An 18,817-nucleotide genomic window follows, 5' to 3' on the forward strand; every position below is an offset into this window, starting at 1 on the left:
TAGTTTTGTGTGTGGTAACCTCAACTAACACCAAAATCCAGGGGGTGGCAAGTTTTTTTGCGTAAAAGACTATAAAACCAACGATTATTAGCGATTTATATATATAAGTTTTGACAATACGGTAAAGGGAGTAGGAGGGAAATTTATGAAATGGAGAAACTTTCCGCAGAACGTAAAAGTCAGGCTTATTACATCATTTTTTAATCGTCTAACATCATCAGCAATCATGCCTTTTATGGCGTTATTTTTTGCTCAAAATTTAAATAAAGTTTGGGCAGGAATATTTTTAGTTATAACTGTAATTATTAGTTTCATTTTCAATTTAATAGGAGGCTATATTTCAGATCGGTTTAACCGAAAGAAAATTCTATTGATTACTTCATCTTTGAGTGCACTAATGTTTTTGTTAATGACCATCAGTTTAATACCTGAAACCAAGATTATTGGCTTATTTGCAATCGCATATATTGCCTTTACGATAACGAGTAGTATGGAATACCCAACGATGGACGCACTTATAATCGATTCAACTACTCCGGAAAACCGTAAATTTATTTATGCTGCGGATTACTGGCTTGTGAATCTTTCAATGGCGATTGGAACAGCAGCGGGTGGACTTTTATATGTAAATCACCAACTTCTATTGTTTGTCATTTTAACCGTTACATTAATATGTATTTCGATAGCCTTTATGCTTTGGTTGAATGAAACAGATAGAGTACTACTTAAGCAAAAACATCAAAATGTATTAGTGGATGTTTTGAATAATTATAAAATTGCTCTTCAAGATGGTCCATTTGTAAAAGTTGTTGTTGGATCAATGTTGATCATTGGAGCGGAATTAACGTTAAATAATTATATTGGGGTTCGATTAGTAGAGTCTTTCGATTCTATTTTTTTAGGGAGCTTTGAAATTAGTGGCGTCAGGATGTTAAGTTTACTAAATGTAGAAAATATGTTGATTGTCGTCATCCTTACATTTATCGTTACGAAAATAACAGATCGCTTCAGTACGAAAAAGATGCTTATTTTTGGTTTTATACTTTACGGTATCGGCTATACGATTATTACATCGGGGAATGTTTGGTATGTATTGATTTTCTTTAACTTTATAGCAACGATGGGTGAACTAATCTATTCTCCAATAGTCAATGCAGAACAGGCAAATATGATGCCAAAGGATCAAAGAGGCTCCTATGCTGCATTTGCAAATCTAGGTTATACAGGTGGAGATTTAATTGCACGTTTTAGTATTATTATGGGTGTATTTTTAATGCCTTCTCAAATGTCAATTTACATGGGAATTATAATATTAGCTGGAAGTATATTATTATATACAGGGTTGTTTAAGAGAAAGTTAGTCACAGTGAAATCGATTGCTGAAGCATAAGCGGTAAAAGTAAAAAATATCTCTTATAACCAATAATAATCCTTTGACATTTCTCTTAAAACATACTTACTTGATTAAGTAATTGCTAAAGTATAATATAATTATAAGCTGCGTTGTACGTACGATATTAAGTTTTAACCTTTAAGCTGTAAAAGGGAGTTTTAGATTGAAGGTGGAATGGCGAGCATCACACTTTGTGACTGATGATAGACAGGAAATCTTTTGCGAACACCCACTTTGAGGAGTGGTGGTTTAAAACTTTCTATTTAAACTAACGGCAAGGCGGCTTCCTAATTTAAGCATTAATAACACTCTTACATAATTATGTAAGGGTGTTTTTTTTATGGAGGATGTAAATTGAAAATTTCGATATAATTTATGATATAAAGGATTATTATTGGACTAGTTCAGAGATTCTTAACCTATTCTAGTTTCATCTAGTGGTCATGTTATGATTGCAAGTGAAATATTAGGTTTAGGTGAACAAGTATTTACATTTGCCATTTTAACAAATACTGCAACATTATTTGCAATACTATTTATTTACCGCAATGATATAGGGGAACTTATTATTAATTCAATCGTTTACCTGAAAACAAAACATAATCGTTATCGAAGTGACTCTCACTTTGTTATCTTTATTAGGTACATTGCTTCTTATATTTCCGATACAACATCGTATATGGCGAATTGTAATTGTTCATGAAGAGTGTTCAAGAACATAGTAAAATGAGGGAGGAAAGTATTATGACGAGTAAGATTACACCAGAAAAATTACTTCAAAAAATGAATGAAGGGGAAAAGTTAATACTTCTAGATGTCAGAGCTGAAGAAAAATATAACGACTATCATATTGAAGGAAAACATATCGAGTCCCTTAACATAAATAAATCTAAAATTTTCGCATTAGAAACAAATGATGAAAATAGTGTTAAATCTTTGCCAAAGAATGAACAAATTATTGTTACGTGCACGACAGGAAATTCTGCAACAAAATGTGCAAATATCCTTGCGAAAAAAGAATACGATGTTGTCGTTTTAGAAGGTGGAGTTACAGCCTGGAAAGAATACTTAAAAACAGTGAAGTAGAGAAATTAAAAAACACGCAAGAATGCCACTAACAACATTCTTGCGTAGCGGTTTTAATTTCGTTGTAATGGGCTATCCTCATTTGCATCTAAACTTCGACCACCGTCATCTTCCCACCGATCAATATCAAATCGATCGCCTTCCAACGTTCTTGGAAGTTTTGATATTGAATTATTGAAAAAATTAACAATGATTACTGTCATCATCCTTTTATATTTAATGATTTTAGTACATGTCCTATCTAGTTAAATCATCTTAAGTAGTGCATCCTCACCAATCATTCCTTTAACAATCCCCAGCTTTTCTGCTTCATACGTAACTGACTCTAGTGGAGCTTTTAGTAACTGTTCAATTGTTTTGACTCCAACCGCACGACCTGCAATAATTTTCCGATCTGCTAATTTACTGTTTAAAAGACTGACATCTAAAGCACCGCACATAATATACCCGTTCTCATTTGAAACCGTTAATAATGTTGTCTTAGGTAAATGCACAGTAACGGCAGTAAACATGTGTCCGTTCAATTCAATCGGTTCAATTGTAACCATTCTTTCCGCTCCTTTCCTCAATATAAAATATGGAATTAGGCGAAAAGTGTTCCCGGTTACACTTTTAAAATTATTTGCAAGCTAGTATTGTTAGTGTGGGAAGGGGTTAATTTTATGTACAATTTGCTTTCAAAGATAAGCAATTTTTTTAGTGAACCAATTTCTACATTTTTAAATTCTTATGAGCATTCTCCTTTAATTATAGCCATTCTATTGGGATTAATTGGTGCATTTACACCATGTCAGTTAACGGGTAATATAAGTGCAATTACCTTTTATGGATATCGAACAATTCGAAGCGAAAATGTTTGGAAAGAATTAGCTTCATTTATTTTAGGAAAAGTTTTTGTATTTAGTTTGATTGGGTGGTTTGCGTGGATATTTGGACAAGTCTTTGAGCGTGAAATGACAAATTATTTTCCAATATTCCGCAAAATTATTGGACCACTGTTAATTATGACGGGTTTAATGTTATTAGGGGTTTTTAAGTTTACATTCATAGATCGTTTAACTACGAAAATTCCGCTCGTCATGAAAGAAGGGAAACTAGGATCTTTTCTATTAGGTGCTAGTTTTTCTATTGCCTTTTGTCCAACAATGTTTGTATTATTTTTCATCTGGCTTATGCCAACAGTGGTCACTACATCCTATGGCTTTGTTTTACCAGCAGTTTTTGGGTTAGCAACATCTATTCCATTACTAGTCATTTTTGCACTTATTGAAGCGTTCGATGCGAAAGGACTTATCCTAAAAAGAAGTAAAGGAATCGGGGCAGTTGTTCATAGACTTTCTGGGGTATTACTTGTGACGATAGGCTTTTTCGATACGTTAACTTACTGGGGGTTTTAATGAGTTTAGACTAGTACAGAGATTTAAAAAAACGATACATTTTTATGAATTTATTTATGGAATTTTCTTACTGTTAGATTCATAATAATATTAAAGTCTGATTGTGAAGAAAAGGTTTTAGGAAAAAAAGTCTACAGAAAAAGAGGTATCTATGAAAAGTTTACAAACAAAAATGCTTGTGATTTTTTCATCAATCTTTATTATTTCTACACTAATTATAAGTTATTCAATTTATGAATCTTCTACAAAACTTGTAGTAGATTCTATTAGTTCACAAGCAAAAATTATAGCTGAAAATGTTGTTTCTAAAATTGATGTAAACCAATTTGAGCAAATTACAACTGAAGAAACCGAGTACTACTATGAACTACGTGAAGAACTAAATGAAATTAGAAAAATGAATGGTTTAAATTACCTTTATACTATGAAAAGTAAAAAGAATGACGATGGTTCTTCCGAATACTATTATGTTGTTGATGGATTACCATTAGACTCAGATGATGCATCGAGTCTCGGTGAAGTTGAGCAAAATGAATATGAGGCATTAATCAATACGTTTAAAACTGGTGAAACGCAAGTAGGAGAACTCACGTATGATAAAGAATATGGGGCAAACGTATCTGCATATGTTCCAATTAGAAACTCTAATGGAGAGATGATTGGTTTAATTGGTGCCGATTATAATGCTGACCATATTTATGAATTGATGAATGATAAGAAACGTGAATTAATGATTTATACGATCGTTGTACTTCTAGTGATTATCTGTGTCATTTATTTCGTTGCTAGAATGATTAACCGCCCATTAAAACGATTAACTTTAGAAATGCGTAAAGTTAAAACAGGGGACTTTACTGTTCATTTGGAAACAAAACGAAAAGATGAAATAGGCGAACTTACAAATACATTTAATGATATGGTGAACAATGTAAAAAATATGATTCGAACAATTGATGATAGTTCCCAAAAATTAACGCTATCCTCTGAGGAAATGTCTATGACAGCTGAGCATAACACTACTATGACCGAAACCTTAACAGAAGCAATACAAGGAATCATGTATGGTGCTAATCGACAAGTTGATATCATTTCCAATGCAGCAGATACGATTAAAGAAATGTCAAATGAGATTTTACAAATTTCAAAAAATATAGAAGAAGTTTCATCCTCTTCGGAATTTGCAACTAAAACGTCCATTAATGGAAGAGAACAGCTTGAACATGCAATCAAACAGATGGAACAGATTAAAAGTACACAATATCACTCATCTGAAGTAATTAAAGATCTTGGTGAAAAATCCAATGAAATTAATGAAATTGTTGTCATGATTACAGATATTGCGGACCAAACAAATCTTCTTGCATTAAACGCAGCCATTGAAGCTGCACGTGCAGGTGAATATGGTAAAGGATTTGCTGTCGTATCAGAAGAAGTTCGAAAACTTGCGGAACAATCAGGTGATGCTGCAAGCCGTATTGCAAGTTTAATTCAAGAAATACAAATGAAAACAAAAGATGCCATGGAAACAATGGTTAACAGTAATCAGGAAGTTGATAAAGGCACAATCGTAATGGTCAATACCAGTGAGGTTTTCGATAAGATTAATAATGCAATTCATGTTGTTACAGAGCAAATTGAAGAGGTAAATAAGACCATTGCCCAGCTTTCTCAAGGTAGTGTGAAAATCGTAGAAATTATCCATGAAGTCCATGAGATTGCCCAACAATCCACTAACAAAACAAACGATTTTGCAGAACTTACTGAAGAACAATTGGCGTTAACTGAGGAAGTTTATGCATCAATAGAACAATTACGTGAAATGTCTGAACAACTAGAAACGATGGTTGGCCAATTTAAGTATGAAAAAAATTAAAGTATAGAACCTTTTTATTGTTTGATACTAAAAAAGATTTCACAAATGGAATCAAACATGATGAATTAAGGGGTGTTATCAATGGGTAGTAAAAAGGGAATCCTTGATCCGAATTCAGATAAGACTCACAAAAACTGGGAAAAGCCGAAATTTCAAAAATCTCAAATGAACGGTGAAACGAAAATAACACCGCATAATGAACGTTTGAGAAAAGGTGATTTTGACGCTAGACAGCTTTAGTACATCATGGTGGTTCAGTGAAGCGCATGCCCGGAATGAATTTTCCGGGTTTTTTTTATGCATAAAATGAATGAGATGATTAATACTAAAAAAGATTTCACAATGGAATCAAACATGATGAACAGGGGTGTTATCGAATGGGTAAGAAGGGTCCTTTTGGCTCAAATTCTCTGAAGAATCACCGAAACTGGGGTAAGCAGAAGTTTCAAAAGTCTCGAAATGGTCTAATGGAAGTATCATTCCAAAACCAAATTTTGAGATGTGAATCTAAAGCTAGACAGTGGTAATGCATCATGAAGATTTCAGTGAATCATGGCCCGGAGCTTTCCGGGTTTTTTTGTTAATATCACATACATTATTTACGCGGCTTACAATATGTAAAGCCGCGATTTTAATGTTCGATATCCAGTTCCATATTAACTATCTATAAGCTCCTATCCATAAATTAGTTCAACACTGAATAATTTTGTTCCATTTCACTAGTAGGCGGTGCTATTAATGCTTTGGCATCCGAACTTAAAGCATTATAGATTTTAGGATTAGATAATAGATCCTTTTGTAAAAATGTGAATCGTTTTATCTCTGAAAACTCGCAATTATAAGCTAGTTTATTAATATGACGGATGATTAGTTGTGTTTCCCTCGAATATAATTCATCATTTTTTTCATTGTTAAAATCATGAACGTAATTAACTAAAGTTAATGCTTCCATACTTAATTTAGAACGGATATGTGGCTTTTTAAATTTGCTCTCATTTAGTTCGATTATTTTACGAGCTTGTAAATAATCACTTTTTCCAATGGCCTTTTCTAGAGAAATTATGTCACGGTCGATTTTCATAAGTATTTTCCTCCAATATTTAGAAAATATTACTAATTACATTTTTAATTATAAAAGAAAAAAGTCCTATAAGGAATATATAGGCAATGGAAGAATAAGAAATTTTATTTACAAATATGTTAAGAAAAATTAAATTTTATCGTTTAACCTAGTATATTCCCTTTCTTTATGTTAAAGTTCCTATTCAACTATCAATTAAAACTGTCCTTATTCAATTTATATTTTGGGGTTAATCTAAGCCTCTAGACCGATAGAAAACTCTACCCCTAGTCGGTTACCAAAGACTTACGAATCTTTTATATTTTTATTAAAAGACTAAGTTGAAAGGAATTATTATGGAGAGGAAAAAAATATACTTATTATTTACAGACACTGGCACTATGTTTACGAAGATGATTAAGCTATATACAAAAAAGCCATATAATCATGCTTCTATTGTGTTTGATGAGCAGATGATGGAAGTATATAGTTTTGGACGTAAAAAACCTCGCAATCCTTTCGTTGGTGGCTTTGTATATGAAGATGTACGTCAAGGACTTTTTCTTAATGCTCGATGTGCGATTTATAGTTGTAATGTAACGGAAGAGCAACTTGGAAAAATGCGATCGTTTATTAATAAAATTGAGAAGGAAAAGGATTTATATAGATATAACTTATTAGGAATTATTTCGTTTATCATCAATAAGCCACTTCATCGCAAAAATGCATATTTTTGCTCAGAATTTGTTGCGAGAGTTTTAAAAGAGGGAGAATTAATCGACTTCGAAAAACCATTGTCTTTAATTTCACCGTCTGATTTACAAAATATCGAAAACTTAACATTAGAGTATGAAGGTCTATTAGCTGATTTATTTGCTGATTCCGCAAAAGAATACTCAATGGTAGTATAGCTGAGCCACCATAGAATATGGTGGTTTTTTATTTTTAACAAATATGGATTTTAGAATAAAGTAAAAACTCTATAGAAAGAATAGAAGTAGAATAAAAAAAGAGGTGAAAATGGTGGACAATCAAATGCCACGTGAAGAAGGACTTGATCATAGTCTAAGCCTTTTAAAAGAAGGATATCGATTTATTGTAAATCGTAGAGAACAATTAAAATCTGATATTTTTGAAACAAGATTATTGGGAAAGAAAGCAATTTGTATGGTAGGAAGCGAAGCAGCAGAACTCTTTTATGATGAGGACAAATTCCAAAGAAGTGATGCTGCTCCAAATCGAATTGTTCAAACTTTATTTGGTAAGAACAGTGTACAAACATTAGATGGGGAAGAACATCGAACTAGAAAAGAATTATTAATGTCTGTCATGACAACTGAGCAAATCAATAAATTGCTTGATATAACAGAATTACAGTGGGAGAAGTCACTAGATAAATGGGTGAAGATGGACAAAATAGAGTTATATGAAGAGGTAAAAGAGCTTTTATGTAAAGTAGCATTTAAATGGATTGGTGCGCCTCTACATGAAGAAGAAGTAAAAACAATGACTAAAGAACTTGCGGCAATGTTTGAATCACCAGCTGCAATTGGCCCTGCCCATTGGATGGGAAGAACGTTGCGTAATGTAATCGAGAAAACCATCCAACAACATATCCAAGATACGCGTGAAGGAAAGGTAAGTTTTCCAAAAGACTCTGTCATGCATAAATTCTCCCTTTATAAAGATAAAAACGGAGAGTTATTAGATGTTGAAACAGCAACAGTTGAAGTAATTAATATGCTTCGACCAATTGTGGCAATTTCTATTTATATTAACTTTACGGTGCTTGCATTACTTCAATATCCAGATCAAAAACAAAAACTGAAAATGTATAGGGATTATGCAAAAATGTTTGTTCAAGAAGTTAGACGTTTTTACCCATTCTTTCCTTTTGTAGCGGCAAAAGTAAAGAAAGACTTCGTTTGGAATGGCTATCATTTTAAAGAGGGGACGCTAACCCTATTAGATCTATATGGTACCAATCACGACCCGAAAATTTGGGATAATCCCGATGAGTTTAATCCTGAACGGTTTGCTCACTGGGAAGGGACACCATTTAGCTTTATTCCTCAAGGTGGGGGAGATTATTATTTAGGTCACCGTTGCGCAGGGGAAGGCATTACAATTAAATTAATGAAAATAGGGTTAGACTATCTCGTTAATAAAATGGAATATGAAGTTCCTGAACAAGACCTGAATTTAGAATTGGACGATATTCCAAGCATACCGAAAAGTAAAATTATTTTAAAAAATATTCGAAGAGTAAGTGCCCAATAAAGTAAAGCAGACATTGGTAAATCATCAATGTCTGCTTATTTTTGTTTCGACAAACAAAAGGAAATTCAACTTATACATCGAACAAGTAATCAAAGGGAAAAGTTTAGGAGTTGAAATTCTTGTTAAAAAATAAAGAAAACTTATTAATCCACTTTGAGAATTCTATTGATTGGGTGAAAAGATTAAAAGAACTTACAGAAAATCAATGGAGAACACCAATTGCAGAAGGTAAATGGACAATCGCTGAAATTATCGGTCATTTAACACCGTGGGATCAATTTTTAATAGAGCAAAGATTGCCCTTTTTATTCCAAGATAAGGCGTTACCAAAGAGTCCTGATGAAAATGAAATCAATCAACAAGCTGCTACTTTGAGCCAAATGAAAACAAAGGATGAAATTATTGAGGATTTTATATTAAATAGAAGAAAGTTGATTATTGCTGTTAATAACATTCCCGGCGAAATGTGGGAAAAGGAGTTTAATATAGGGACTTCTTCATTAACTCTGTATACCTATTTATTAGGTTTTAAAGAGCATGATGAACATCACTTTGAACAAATTGAAAAAGTATTAAGCACTTCATAACTTACAAGAAGAGAGTGAACATAGTGGACAACATTAAATATCCAATTGGTCATTTTGAAGTAACTGAAGAAATTTCAAAAAATGAACTCAATCAGTGGATTGATGAAATAACAGTATTTCCTACACTTCTAAATGAAGTTGTCGGGAACTTAAATGAGGAAGAGCAAAAATTAACTTATCGCGAAGGTGCGTGGACGATTAAACAATTAGTTCACCACATAGCAGATGGTCAAATTAATTATTACACGAGAATTAAATTAGCTTTAACGGAGGATATTCCAATCATTAAACCTTTCGAGGAAAATGAGTGGGCTCATTGGTGGATTCAGAGGTTCCATTATCTGCATCTATTAAAATAATAGAAGGAATTCATGAGCGTTTTTCGTATTTACTAAAAAATCTAACGGAAGAGCAACTTAACAAAATTTTTTCTCATCCAGTAACAGGGAAACAAACCATTCCTACAACAATTGGTTTTTGTGCTTGGCATATTCGTCACCATCTAGCACATATAAAAATCGCATTGGAAAATAAATAAGCTTTAGAATTTCAGTTGTTAAACTTACAAATGAATATAAGAACCATTTAGTTGTTCGTTAGTGAACGTGTATTTCTGCGGGAGTAGCACCAGCTTCGTCTGTAACGGAAAACAACTTATAGGAAAGGCAATTATGATGTAAAAAATCATGATTGCCTTTTATTTATGTATGGGAAATTTTTCACGAAACATACTATTCCTGATTTGTTCTAACAACATGAAAGTAGGTGATACTATGTCACCGTTCTTTAGAAAAAGAACGAAATCAGAACAACCCAAGCAAACGATTCCCAAAAGTGAAATTATGATTGAAAACGAAGATAAAAGAATTTCATCAAACTTAAAAAGTAATATAGAGTATTTTTACAAAATTTTTAAAAATGATATGGATTTTCTTCTACGAGAGTTTAATGTTGGGGGGAAATCAGCTGCACTTCTTTGCCTGGCTTCTCTAGTAGAAAGGGAAGAAGTTGAAAGAGATATTATTCAACCACTTCAAAACTCAAATATAGGACTAACGAATGCTGATTTAATACCTGCAATATTAGAAAAAGAAATAATCTATCATGCCGATGTCGAAAAAGAAACCAATGTATCAACTTTAATTCAATCAATCACAATTGGAAAAGTTATTGTACTAATAGAAGGTGTTGAACAAGCAATTCTTTTTGATGCAATTAAACAAGAGAAAAGAGCGATTGACCAACCAGAAACAGAGCGAGTTGTTCGGGGTCCGAAAGATGGATTTATAGAGCAGATTTCTACAAATGTTGCTTTGTTAAGATATCGTTTGCCGGTTCCTGAATTTCGTATAGAAGAAACAGAAGTGGGAGCAAGAACAAGGACAAAAGTGGCAGTTTGTTACTTAGAAGATATTGCAAATGAAAAGTTAATAGAAGAAATAAAAAAGAGAATTGATGCTATTCAAATTGACGGTGTTTTGGATGCAGGGTATATCGAACAGTTTGTTCAAGATAATCCGTGGTCGCCATTTCCACAAATACTAAATACAGAACGTCCAGATAAAGTGGTCGGGAACCTTTTAGAAGGTCGTGTGGCAATATTAGTAGAAGGTAGCCCCTTTGCATTAATAGCACCTGCAACATTTAACCAATTTTATCAAACGAGTGAGGATTATTATGATCGATGGTTAATCACTTCTGCTATTCGAGCAATTCGGATATTAGCACTCTTTTTCTCACTTACTTTTTCTTCTTTTTATGTAACGGTTTTATCTTTCCATCCAGAGCTAATTCCTTCTGGATTTGTCGTTGCAGCATCGAGCGGTAGGCATGGTGTACCATTTCCAGTTTTTGTGGAGGTATTATTAATGGAAATTGCGATGGAGATTTTACGTGAAGCAACGATTCGTATGCCGCAACAAGTTGGTGGAGCACTCTCTATCGTTGGGGTTTTAGTTGTAGGGCAAGCTGCGGTTCAAGCTGGTTTTGTTAGTCCAATTACGGTAGTAATTATCGCGTTATCCACAATTGGTTCATTTGCGACTCCTTCTTACAATGTAGCTACTGCGTTTCGTATGTTACGTTTTCCTTTAATCATTTTAGCGGGGACATTTGGCTTATTAGGATTAGCTGTAGGTATTATTTTGATACTTAACCATATGATTAGTTTGCGTTCACTAGGTGTGCCATATATGATACCTTTTTCGCCAGGAAACTTATCGACAGCAAAAGATTCAATCGTGAGAGCACCGTTAAATTGGTTGAAAGAACGTCCAAAAGAAATAAATCCAAAAATAAAAAACGAGTTGGAGGACGAGTAAAGGATAAAGCATCACATAATTTCTTAAAAGATGATGGAGGTAAAAAAGATGAAGCATAGTGATTCCATTACCTCTGTACAATTTGCAATTATTATCGCAGGCACGATCTTAGGGGTTTCGATGTTAGCATTACCAAGATTTGTAGTTGAAAAAGCTGGTAATGCGGCTCCATTAGCAAGTCTTGTAGGTATTCTAATCACTCTTATTGGTTTGATAGGGCTTCTTTATTTAGGGAGACGATTTCCAAATCACACTTTTGTTGGGTACAGTAAGGTGTTAATAGGGAAAGTGTTTGGGACTTTTATTATGGTAGTGTTTTTAATTGCTGCACTAATTTTAATAGGACTAGAAACAAGGCAATTTGCAGAAGTTCTAGTCGGGGGATTGCTACCGGATACTCCAATTCATTTTTCTATCTTTGCAATGTTATTTCTATGCGCAATTATAAATTTTGGTAATGTATCGTCCTTTGCATATATTCACTTATTTTATTTCCCTATGATTGTTAGTCCGTTGTTATCGGTGCTTTTACCTTCATTTAAAGATATCGAGTACTATCATTTATTACCAATAACAGGTAATGAGGTAACGTTATCACAATTTATGTCAGGAGCGGTCGTAATAATGGCAGCTGTGTCAAATTATTACATCTTATCCATGGTGATTCCGTACTTAAAAAATCCTAAAAAATGTGTTTCTGCTGGTATTTGGGGATTTCTACTGAGCATTTTTTTTGTTTTGTTGTTAGTCATAGTCTCTCTAGGTATTTTTGGTGAAATAAAAATACAAGAAATGCTTTGGTCAACACTTATCTTAGCGAGAATGGTAGAGGTGCCAGGGGAGATTCTTGCGCGTATTGATGCAATTTTTATTATTTCGTGGATCTTCGCTGTTTTTACAACGCTTCTTTCCTATTATTTTATCGTTGTACGTGGAGTAGCAGAAATCTTAAATACAACTAAGTATCGCTTCATTTCTTTTGTAACATTAATGATCTCCTTTTTTATCGCTTTATTTCCTAAAGATATTTACGATGTTTATACGTTTCTGAGTTACTTCTGGACAGGCAGTGTAATGTTTTATTTTGTGTATGTATTTTTCTTATTAGCAATTGCGAAATTCAGACGCATGAAGGGAAGTATTTGAAAAGTGAATAAAATGAAAAAGTTTATTTTTCTCCTCATGGCTTCTCTTTTTTTATCCGGTTGTTGGGATCGTTATGACCTTGAAGAACGGGCGAATATTCTAGGGCTAGCAATAGATGTTATTGATGAAGAAGCTGAAGGTTTTACTATTCCTGAAATTACCTATCGAGACCAAGATACACATGCTGGTGAACAGAAAAGTATTTATAAGATAACTGCTCAATTGGCTGTTCCAGGAAAAATAAAGCTAGGTCCAGAAGGCGGAGGAGAAAGTACTTCTGATGAAACGTCATGGGTAGTACAAACAACTGGCTTTTCAATGAAAGATGGAATGGCAAATTTACAGCAACAACTTGCTGAAAAATTATATTTAGGTCATCTTCAAATTACCATCGTAAATGAAGATGTTGCCAAAAAAGGATTAGATGATATTAATGATTTTTTAAAACGTGAATATGAAGTAAGAAGAACATCGTGGATGGTTGTGTCAACGGGTAAAGCGGAAGATGTGTTAAGAGCGGCTCCACCAATTGAAACCGTCCCCGCATTATATTTATCAGACACATTAGAGAATGCCATGCGTTTTGGGAAATTACCTAGGGAGTATTTGGGTAAGTTTTGGATAGACGAAGCTGACGTTGGGGTGGATGGTGCACTCCCCTATGTAAGGTTGATTGAACAAGAACGAATATTAGTAGATGGTCTAGCTTATTTTAAAGATGATAAGATGGTTGGAACAATGTCTCCTTTCGAAATAGGGGTTTATTTAGGAATGAAGGGAGAGAATCGCGGTGGTTATGGTTTAGCAGTTTCTTCTGATGACGGTGGAATGTATATTCTTGAATCTTACAAGCGAGATTCGGATATCGATATAAAAATTGAAGAAAATGTACCAAGTATAAAAATAAATGTAAAGATCGATTCAAATATAGCAGAAAGATCCAATGTGAAAAATATAACGAATAATAGGGTAGAAGAAATAGAAGAACTTGCATCGAATATCGCCACTAAAAAATACAATCAGGTTATTAAAAAGTGGCAAGAAAATGAATCAGATGTTCTTGGGATTGGTGCAAGAGTCCGTGCAAAGTTTCCAAAATATTGGAGTGAAGAGGTCAAGACGATAGATAGATGGTACGAGATTTATAAACAGCTAAACATGGAAGTAAAGGTTCGATGTGAAATTATTCGGACGGGTATGGAATATAGATAAGAAGAGATTTTTTAGGACCTATTATTTAATAGAAGGAAAACTGGAATGAGTTTTCTCTCGATTTTTTTTCGTTACGCGATATACTAAGGTATATACCAATTTAAGGATGTGATAAGAATGACAAGACGTTTGTCGCCTTATGCAACAACTCATGCAAAGCCAGTGAATAATATGGCGATACTTTGCGTGAGGTAATATAGCTTCATCGCCTTACATCGTCATGTTATTCATAACGCTTTGCCCTTTAACTTTTAAAACACAAAAGTAAAAGGAGAATGACAATGCGTTACGTGAATGCACATGAGGTGTTACCAAAAGAACTTTTAGAACAAATTCAACAATATGTTCAAGGGGATTTAATTTACATCCCTAAACCAGAAAAGAAGCGAATCCAGTGGGGCTCGTTAACTGGTGAAAGGCAAAGATTGCAAGAAAGAAACGCACATATCAAGCAGCTTTACCAACAAGGAGAGTCCCTTCAAACATTAGCTGAAAACTATCACTTATCTGTAGAAACGATTAAAAAGATAGTTTACAAAAAATGCGTTTAACATATGCTCGTCTCATGTAAAATGAGGCGATTTTTTTATTGGATTTTACATAGTAGCGAGAAGTTGAGTTGCTATTCGTATGACAGAGCACTTTGTGTTTAGAATGAAGGACAAATCTTTATTGAAAGCGACAGTGACCTACATAAACATGGAACTAACTTGGATAAACAAGTTCACCATTTCATTTTCGGTTAGTTGTATTAAAATCCAAATGCTTAACCTAACAATATCAAAACTAACTTTAGGTATAGTTTAATTTAAAAAAATGTATCCAATTGCGATTATCCCTTGTTTTCTATACTCTAGAGCAGAAGGAGTTGTTTTTTATGGAATTTATGTCTACAGTGCAATATCAAATCGTGAAAAAACAAGCAAAAAAAATATTTAATGCCCATACATCATCGAAAGATCCAAACGTTATCCAAGCTGTTCAAGGTCTTGCTCAAGAAGAAATTAACAGTCAGTTAACTTTTGCAGATATTGAACAGCAATTAATTTTACAACCCATGTTTGAGTTAAAAACAAAAGAACAGATGGAACATTTTTTTAACGACATAAAAGTGTACGTTAAACCTTTTGAACGACCGACAGACAGCGAAATAAAAAAGCTATTTCCGAAAGATAAGAAATTAAAACTGCCTAAGTTTGAGAATATCGATTGGAAAGAAATCACTTATTTAAGCTGGTTCGATTCGGGTACAAATCGAAAATATATCGTATATCGTGAAGATGGAGTTTTAAAAGGTGTGCGTGGCGTCTATAGTACTTCGGAGAAAATGGGTATTTGTAGCGTGTGCAACAGACATTCTAAAGTCGGTATGTTAATGGTATCTAAATCGGGTACGACGCTAGGAACTTATACGAAACGTGGAAATTATATTTGTGAAGATAGTTCGTCTTGTAACGAAGCATTAACAGAAATTGAGAAGTTTTATGAATTTGTAGGAAACTTAAAATGATCAGGGAATCGTTTCCCTGATCATAATTAATTGTTAGTGAAATAATCGTAAGTATTTTTTGCTAATAATGAGATTGTCACAACAATGAATAGTACTCTAACATAGTTCGTTCCTCGTTTGATTGCAAACTTTGAACCAACAATTGCCCCGATAATTTGTGCAACCCCCATTGTAAATCCGTAAATAAAATTGATTTGTCCTAACATAAGGAACATGACAAGAGCCCCAATATTACTCGCAAAGTTTAAAAATTTTGCGTTTCCAGCTGCTTTTAAAAAGTCAAAACCAATCAGCAAAAAGGAAAAAATCAAAAACGAACCTGTTCCGGGACCTAAGAATCCATCATAAAATCCAATCGCAGAAACTAAGAAAATATAACCTATATATTTTTTCTTTGTTAACTTTTTATAGGTTGAAATATTGCCCCAATCTTTCTTGAAAATTGTATAGACTGCAACAAGAGCAAGCATGATGAGCATTAATGGTTTTAATAAAGTAGGGTCCATTAAATGCACAATCCACGCCCCAATCATAGAAGCGATAAAAACAATAGGAAATAGTTTTGCAATCGGTTTTAAATCTATCTTCCCCGATTTATAAAAAGTGATGGTACTTGTTAAAGAACCCATTGAGCCAGCGAGTTTATTTGTTGCGACTGCTGCAGAAGGACTTAAACCCGTAAATAGTAATGCTGGTAAAGCGATTAACCCGCCCCCTCCAACAACGGAATCTATAAATGCTGCTAAAAATCCAAAAAGAAATAATATGAGAATGATTGATAAATCTAAATCAAGTGGCATTTATTATGACCCTCTTTCTATGATGAACAGACAAATCTTATCGAAAAAGTGGGATAAAGTAAATAAGTTTCTAAATCAATTAGAGGGTGTAATATTTTTGTAATAAAAGATAAAAAAATTTATTATTCAAATTTTAAGTAACATTTATTCCCATAAATGAGATTAAAAATCAATAATACTTTTATACTAATTTATACAATTTTCTGATAATTTATGAGATATTGATATAATAATAACTACTTAAAATATAGTATTTAATCGCTTTAGTATATTAGCAATTTAAATCGATAGTTAGATAAAATGCTACTATATCAAGGAATTATATTAATATAGAGAATACTGAAAATTTTCGTAGAAAAGTAAATTTTTAGTTTATTTGTGAAATTTTTTTTGCTATGATGATGTTGTTAATCCTATTTTCAGAAAATAGGGAAACAAAGAAAGAGGGGGAAAAACATGAAGAAAAAGAACTGGCTTTTAATGCTAATGTTACTAACTTTAACTCTAGTATTAGCAGCTTGTAGCGGCGACAAAGAAGAGCCTGCTAAAGAAGACTCAAAAGATGGAAATGAATCTACAGAAACATCTTCAGGTCCAAAAGAACTAAATTTAGTTGTAACTTCAGAGCCACCATCAATGCACCCACAACTTGCAACTGACAGTACTTCAAACGGTGTATTAAAAAATATCTTTGAAGGATTAACAACTTATAAAAACGGTGAAGTTACTAACGCTGCTGCTGAAGATGTAAAAATCAGCGATGACCAACTGACTTATACATTCACTTTACGTGATGCTAAATGGTCAAATGGTGAACCTGTAACAGCAGAAGACTTCAAATATGCATGGATTTTTGCATTAACTCCAGAAAATGCATCTGAATATGCATCAATTCTTTACCCAATTAAAGGCGCACAAGCTTTCAATGAAGGTAAAGGTTCTGCAGAAGATGTAGGAATTAAAGTAGTAGACGAAAAAACTTTAGAAGTTACTTTAGAAAACCCAACTCCATACTTCTTAGAATTAACAGCATTTAAAACATACTATCCAATTCACAAAGCAACAGCAGAAGCAAACGAAAACTGGTTTGCTGAAGCAGGTGAAACATATGTTTCAAACGGACCATTCGTTTTATCTGAATGGCAACATGGCGGTTCAATGACTTTAGAGAAAAATGCTAACTACTGGGATGCTGAAAATGTTGCTTTAGATAAAGTAAACATTGGTATGGTTGAATCTGAAACAACTGCTGCAACTATGTTTGATGCAGGTGAAATTGATTTCTTAGGTACACCATTCCAAACTGTAGCATTAGATTCTATTGAGCGCTACCAACAAGAAGGCGTTTTAAGCATTAAAGACTATGCAGCAATTTACATGTACAAGTTCAATACAACAGATAAAGTTATGTCTAATGCTAACATTCGTAAAGCATTAACACTTGCAATTGACCGTCAAGGCTTAATTGACAACGTAACAAAAGGTGAACAATCACCTGCATTAGGTATGGTTCCAACTGCGGTTTCTGGTTTTGAAGAAGACCGTGGCTACTTCAAAGATAATGACATCGAAGAAGCGAAAAAAGCTTTAGAAGCTGGATTAAAAGAACTTGGTCTTTCTGATCCAAAAGAATTAAATATCAAATTATCATTCAATACATCTGAAGCTCACTCAGCTATCGCTCAATTTATCCAAGAGGGCTGGCGCACAAACTTAGGTATCGAAGTAACACTTGATAACTCAGAATGGCAAGTATACCTTGATAAACTAAGTACATTAGATTACCAAATCGGTCGTTTAGGTTGGATTGCAGACTACAACGATGCTTACACATTCTTAGAAATGTATGCAACTGCTGATAACGGTAACAACGATACAGGTTGGGAAAACCCAGAATACAAATCTCTTATTGAGCAATCAAATAAGGAAACAGACCCTGCTAAACGTTTAGATTTATTAAAACAAGCAGAGGCAATTTTAATGACAGAATTTCCTGTAGCACCTATCTATTACTATACAAACCTATCTGTTAAGAAAGATTACGTTGAAGGTATGGAACAAGATATCCTTGGTCATATCTACTTAAAATATGTAGACATTAAAAAGTAATCTATTAACTAAAAAAAGGTTATGATCTTAAGGCTGCATATAT

21 protein-coding genes and 1 other RNA gene are annotated in these 18,817 nt (G+C 33.4%); 18 read left to right on the forward strand and 4 right to left on the reverse strand.

From position 1 onward, the window contains the following. The first annotated feature begins 145 nt into the window (after positions 1–145). The 4 genes from D8M03_RS02195 to D8M03_RS02210 all read left to right on the forward strand — a co-directional run bounded on the left by D8M03_RS02195 (position 146) and on the right by D8M03_RS02210 (position 2,479). Entirely contained in the window at positions 146–1,390 is a 1,245-nt protein-coding gene (locus tag D8M03_RS02195; protein ID WP_121213048.1) for an MDR family MFS transporter, read from the forward strand. A gap of 102 nt (positions 1,391–1,492) precedes the next feature. Next, positions 1,493–1,683: non-coding RNA, 6S RNA (gene ssrS / locus D8M03_RS02200), on the forward strand. A 158-nt stretch (positions 1,684–1,841) separates the two neighbouring features. Continuing rightward, a complete protein-coding gene (locus tag D8M03_RS02205; protein ID WP_245987419.1) occupies positions 1,842–2,096 on the forward strand; it encodes a hypothetical protein in 255 nt (84 codons plus the stop codon). 41 nt (positions 2,097–2,137) lie between these two features. After that, positions 2,138–2,479, forward strand: coding sequence for a rhodanese-like domain-containing protein (locus D8M03_RS02210; RefSeq protein WP_245987426.1), 342 nt, complete (start codon positions 2,138–2,140; stop codon positions 2,477–2,479). Positions 2,480–2,532: 53 nt separating this feature from the next. Here D8M03_RS02210 and D8M03_RS17620 read toward each other — a convergent pair whose 3' ends face one another. Together D8M03_RS17620 and D8M03_RS02215 are read right to left on the reverse strand one after the other, a co-directional pair. After that, positions 2,533–2,682 carry a hypothetical protein gene (locus D8M03_RS17620; RefSeq protein WP_170148364.1) on the reverse strand — a complete coding sequence of 50 codons (150 nt, stop codon included), beginning with the start codon at positions 2,680–2,682 and terminating at the stop codon, positions 2,533–2,535. A 42-nt stretch (positions 2,683–2,724) separates the two neighbouring features. Then, entirely contained in the window at positions 2,725–3,027 is a 303-nt protein-coding gene (locus D8M03_RS02215; protein WP_121213049.1) for a YunC family protein, read from the reverse strand. Positions 3,028–3,141: 114 nt separating this feature from the next. Between D8M03_RS02215 and D8M03_RS02220 the strand changes: the two genes are divergently transcribed. From D8M03_RS02220 to D8M03_RS02230, 3 genes are all read left to right on the forward strand, one after another. Continuing rightward, positions 3,142–3,876, forward strand: a complete 735-nt coding sequence (locus D8M03_RS02220) for an urease accessory protein UreH domain-containing protein (RefSeq protein WP_121213050.1) — start codon at positions 3,142–3,144, stop codon at positions 3,874–3,876. Positions 3,877–4,027: 151 nt separating this feature from the next. Next, positions 4,028–5,749 (forward strand): methyl-accepting chemotaxis protein, encoded by a 1,722-nt coding sequence (locus D8M03_RS02225; RefSeq protein ID WP_121213051.1) that lies wholly within the window; start codon positions 4,028–4,030, stop codon positions 5,747–5,749. A gap of 81 nt (positions 5,750–5,830) precedes the next feature. Continuing rightward, positions 5,831–5,989, forward strand: a complete 159-nt coding sequence (locus D8M03_RS02230) for a YpzG family protein (RefSeq protein ID WP_121213052.1) — start codon at positions 5,831–5,833, stop codon at positions 5,987–5,989. A gap of 445 nt (positions 5,990–6,434) precedes the next feature. On the opposite strand, the gene D8M03_RS02235 is transcribed toward D8M03_RS02230, so the two are convergent. After that, positions 6,435–6,830, reverse strand: coding sequence for a hypothetical protein (locus tag D8M03_RS02235; RefSeq protein WP_121213053.1), 396 nt, complete (start codon positions 6,828–6,830; stop codon positions 6,435–6,437). Between the two features lie 335 nt (positions 6,831–7,165). Between D8M03_RS02235 and D8M03_RS02240 the strand changes: the two genes are divergently transcribed. From D8M03_RS02240 to D8M03_RS02285, 10 genes are all read left to right on the forward strand, one after another. Beyond that, positions 7,166–7,720 (forward strand): hypothetical protein, encoded by a 555-nt coding sequence (locus D8M03_RS02240; protein WP_121213054.1) that lies wholly within the window; start codon positions 7,166–7,168, stop codon positions 7,718–7,720. A gap of 109 nt (positions 7,721–7,829) precedes the next feature. Further along, entirely contained in the window at positions 7,830–9,089 is a 1,260-nt protein-coding gene (locus D8M03_RS02245; RefSeq protein WP_211330851.1) for a CYP152 family fatty-acid peroxygenase CypC, read from the forward strand. A 119-nt stretch (positions 9,090–9,208) separates the two neighbouring features. Then, a complete protein-coding gene (locus D8M03_RS02250) occupies positions 9,209–9,676 on the forward strand; it encodes a DinB family protein (protein WP_170148365.1) in 468 nt (155 codons plus the stop codon). 23 nt (positions 9,677–9,699) lie between these two features. Further along, positions 9,700–10,035: a DinB family protein gene (locus D8M03_RS02255; RefSeq protein ID WP_121213056.1), complete on the forward strand. Its 336-nt coding sequence runs from the start codon at positions 9,700–9,702 to the stop codon at positions 10,033–10,035. Next, positions 9,996–10,214, forward strand: a complete 219-nt coding sequence (locus D8M03_RS02260) for a DinB family protein (RefSeq protein ID WP_170148366.1) — start codon at positions 9,996–9,998, stop codon at positions 10,212–10,214. Before D8M03_RS02255 ends, D8M03_RS02260 begins: the two co-directional genes overlap by 40 nt. Before the next feature lie 235 nt (positions 10,215–10,449). After that, a complete protein-coding gene (locus tag D8M03_RS02265) occupies positions 10,450–11,997 on the forward strand; it encodes a spore germination protein (RefSeq protein ID WP_121213058.1) in 1,548 nt (515 codons plus the stop codon). A gap of 48 nt (positions 11,998–12,045) precedes the next feature. Next, complete coding sequence (locus D8M03_RS02270; protein WP_170148367.1) at positions 12,046–13,143, forward strand: GerAB/ArcD/ProY family transporter; 1,098 nt, start codon at positions 12,046–12,048, stop codon at positions 13,141–13,143. 12 nt (positions 13,144–13,155) lie between these two features. Next, a complete protein-coding gene (locus D8M03_RS02275; RefSeq protein ID WP_121213157.1) occupies positions 13,156–14,355 on the forward strand; it encodes a Ger(x)C family spore germination protein in 1,200 nt (399 codons plus the stop codon). A gap of 281 nt (positions 14,356–14,636) precedes the next feature. Then, on the forward strand, positions 14,637–14,906 hold the full coding sequence (locus tag D8M03_RS02280) for a CD3324 family protein (RefSeq protein WP_121213060.1): 270 nt from the start codon (positions 14,637–14,639) through the stop codon (positions 14,904–14,906). Between the two features lie 326 nt (positions 14,907–15,232). After that, positions 15,233–15,865, forward strand: a complete 633-nt coding sequence (locus D8M03_RS02285) for a FusB/FusC family EF-G-binding protein (RefSeq protein ID WP_121213061.1) — start codon at positions 15,233–15,235, stop codon at positions 15,863–15,865. Positions 15,866–15,891: 26 nt separating this feature from the next. On the opposite strand, the gene D8M03_RS02290 is transcribed toward D8M03_RS02285, so the two are convergent. Then, entirely contained in the window at positions 15,892–16,665 is a 774-nt protein-coding gene (locus D8M03_RS02290; RefSeq protein WP_121213062.1) for a TSUP family transporter, read from the reverse strand. Between the two features lie 456 nt (positions 16,666–17,121). Here D8M03_RS02290 and D8M03_RS02295 point away from each other — a divergent pair, with 456 nt between their 5' ends. After that, complete coding sequence (locus tag D8M03_RS02295; protein WP_121213063.1) at positions 17,122–18,774, forward strand: peptide ABC transporter substrate-binding protein; 1,653 nt, start codon at positions 17,122–17,124, stop codon at positions 18,772–18,774. The last annotated feature ends 43 nt before the right edge of the window (positions 18,775–18,817 follow it).

It is taken from the genome of Ureibacillus endophyticus (assembly GCF_003628435.1).
Taxonomy (GTDB): domain Bacteria; phylum Bacillota; class Bacilli; order Bacillales_A; family Planococcaceae; genus Ureibacillus; species Ureibacillus endophyticus.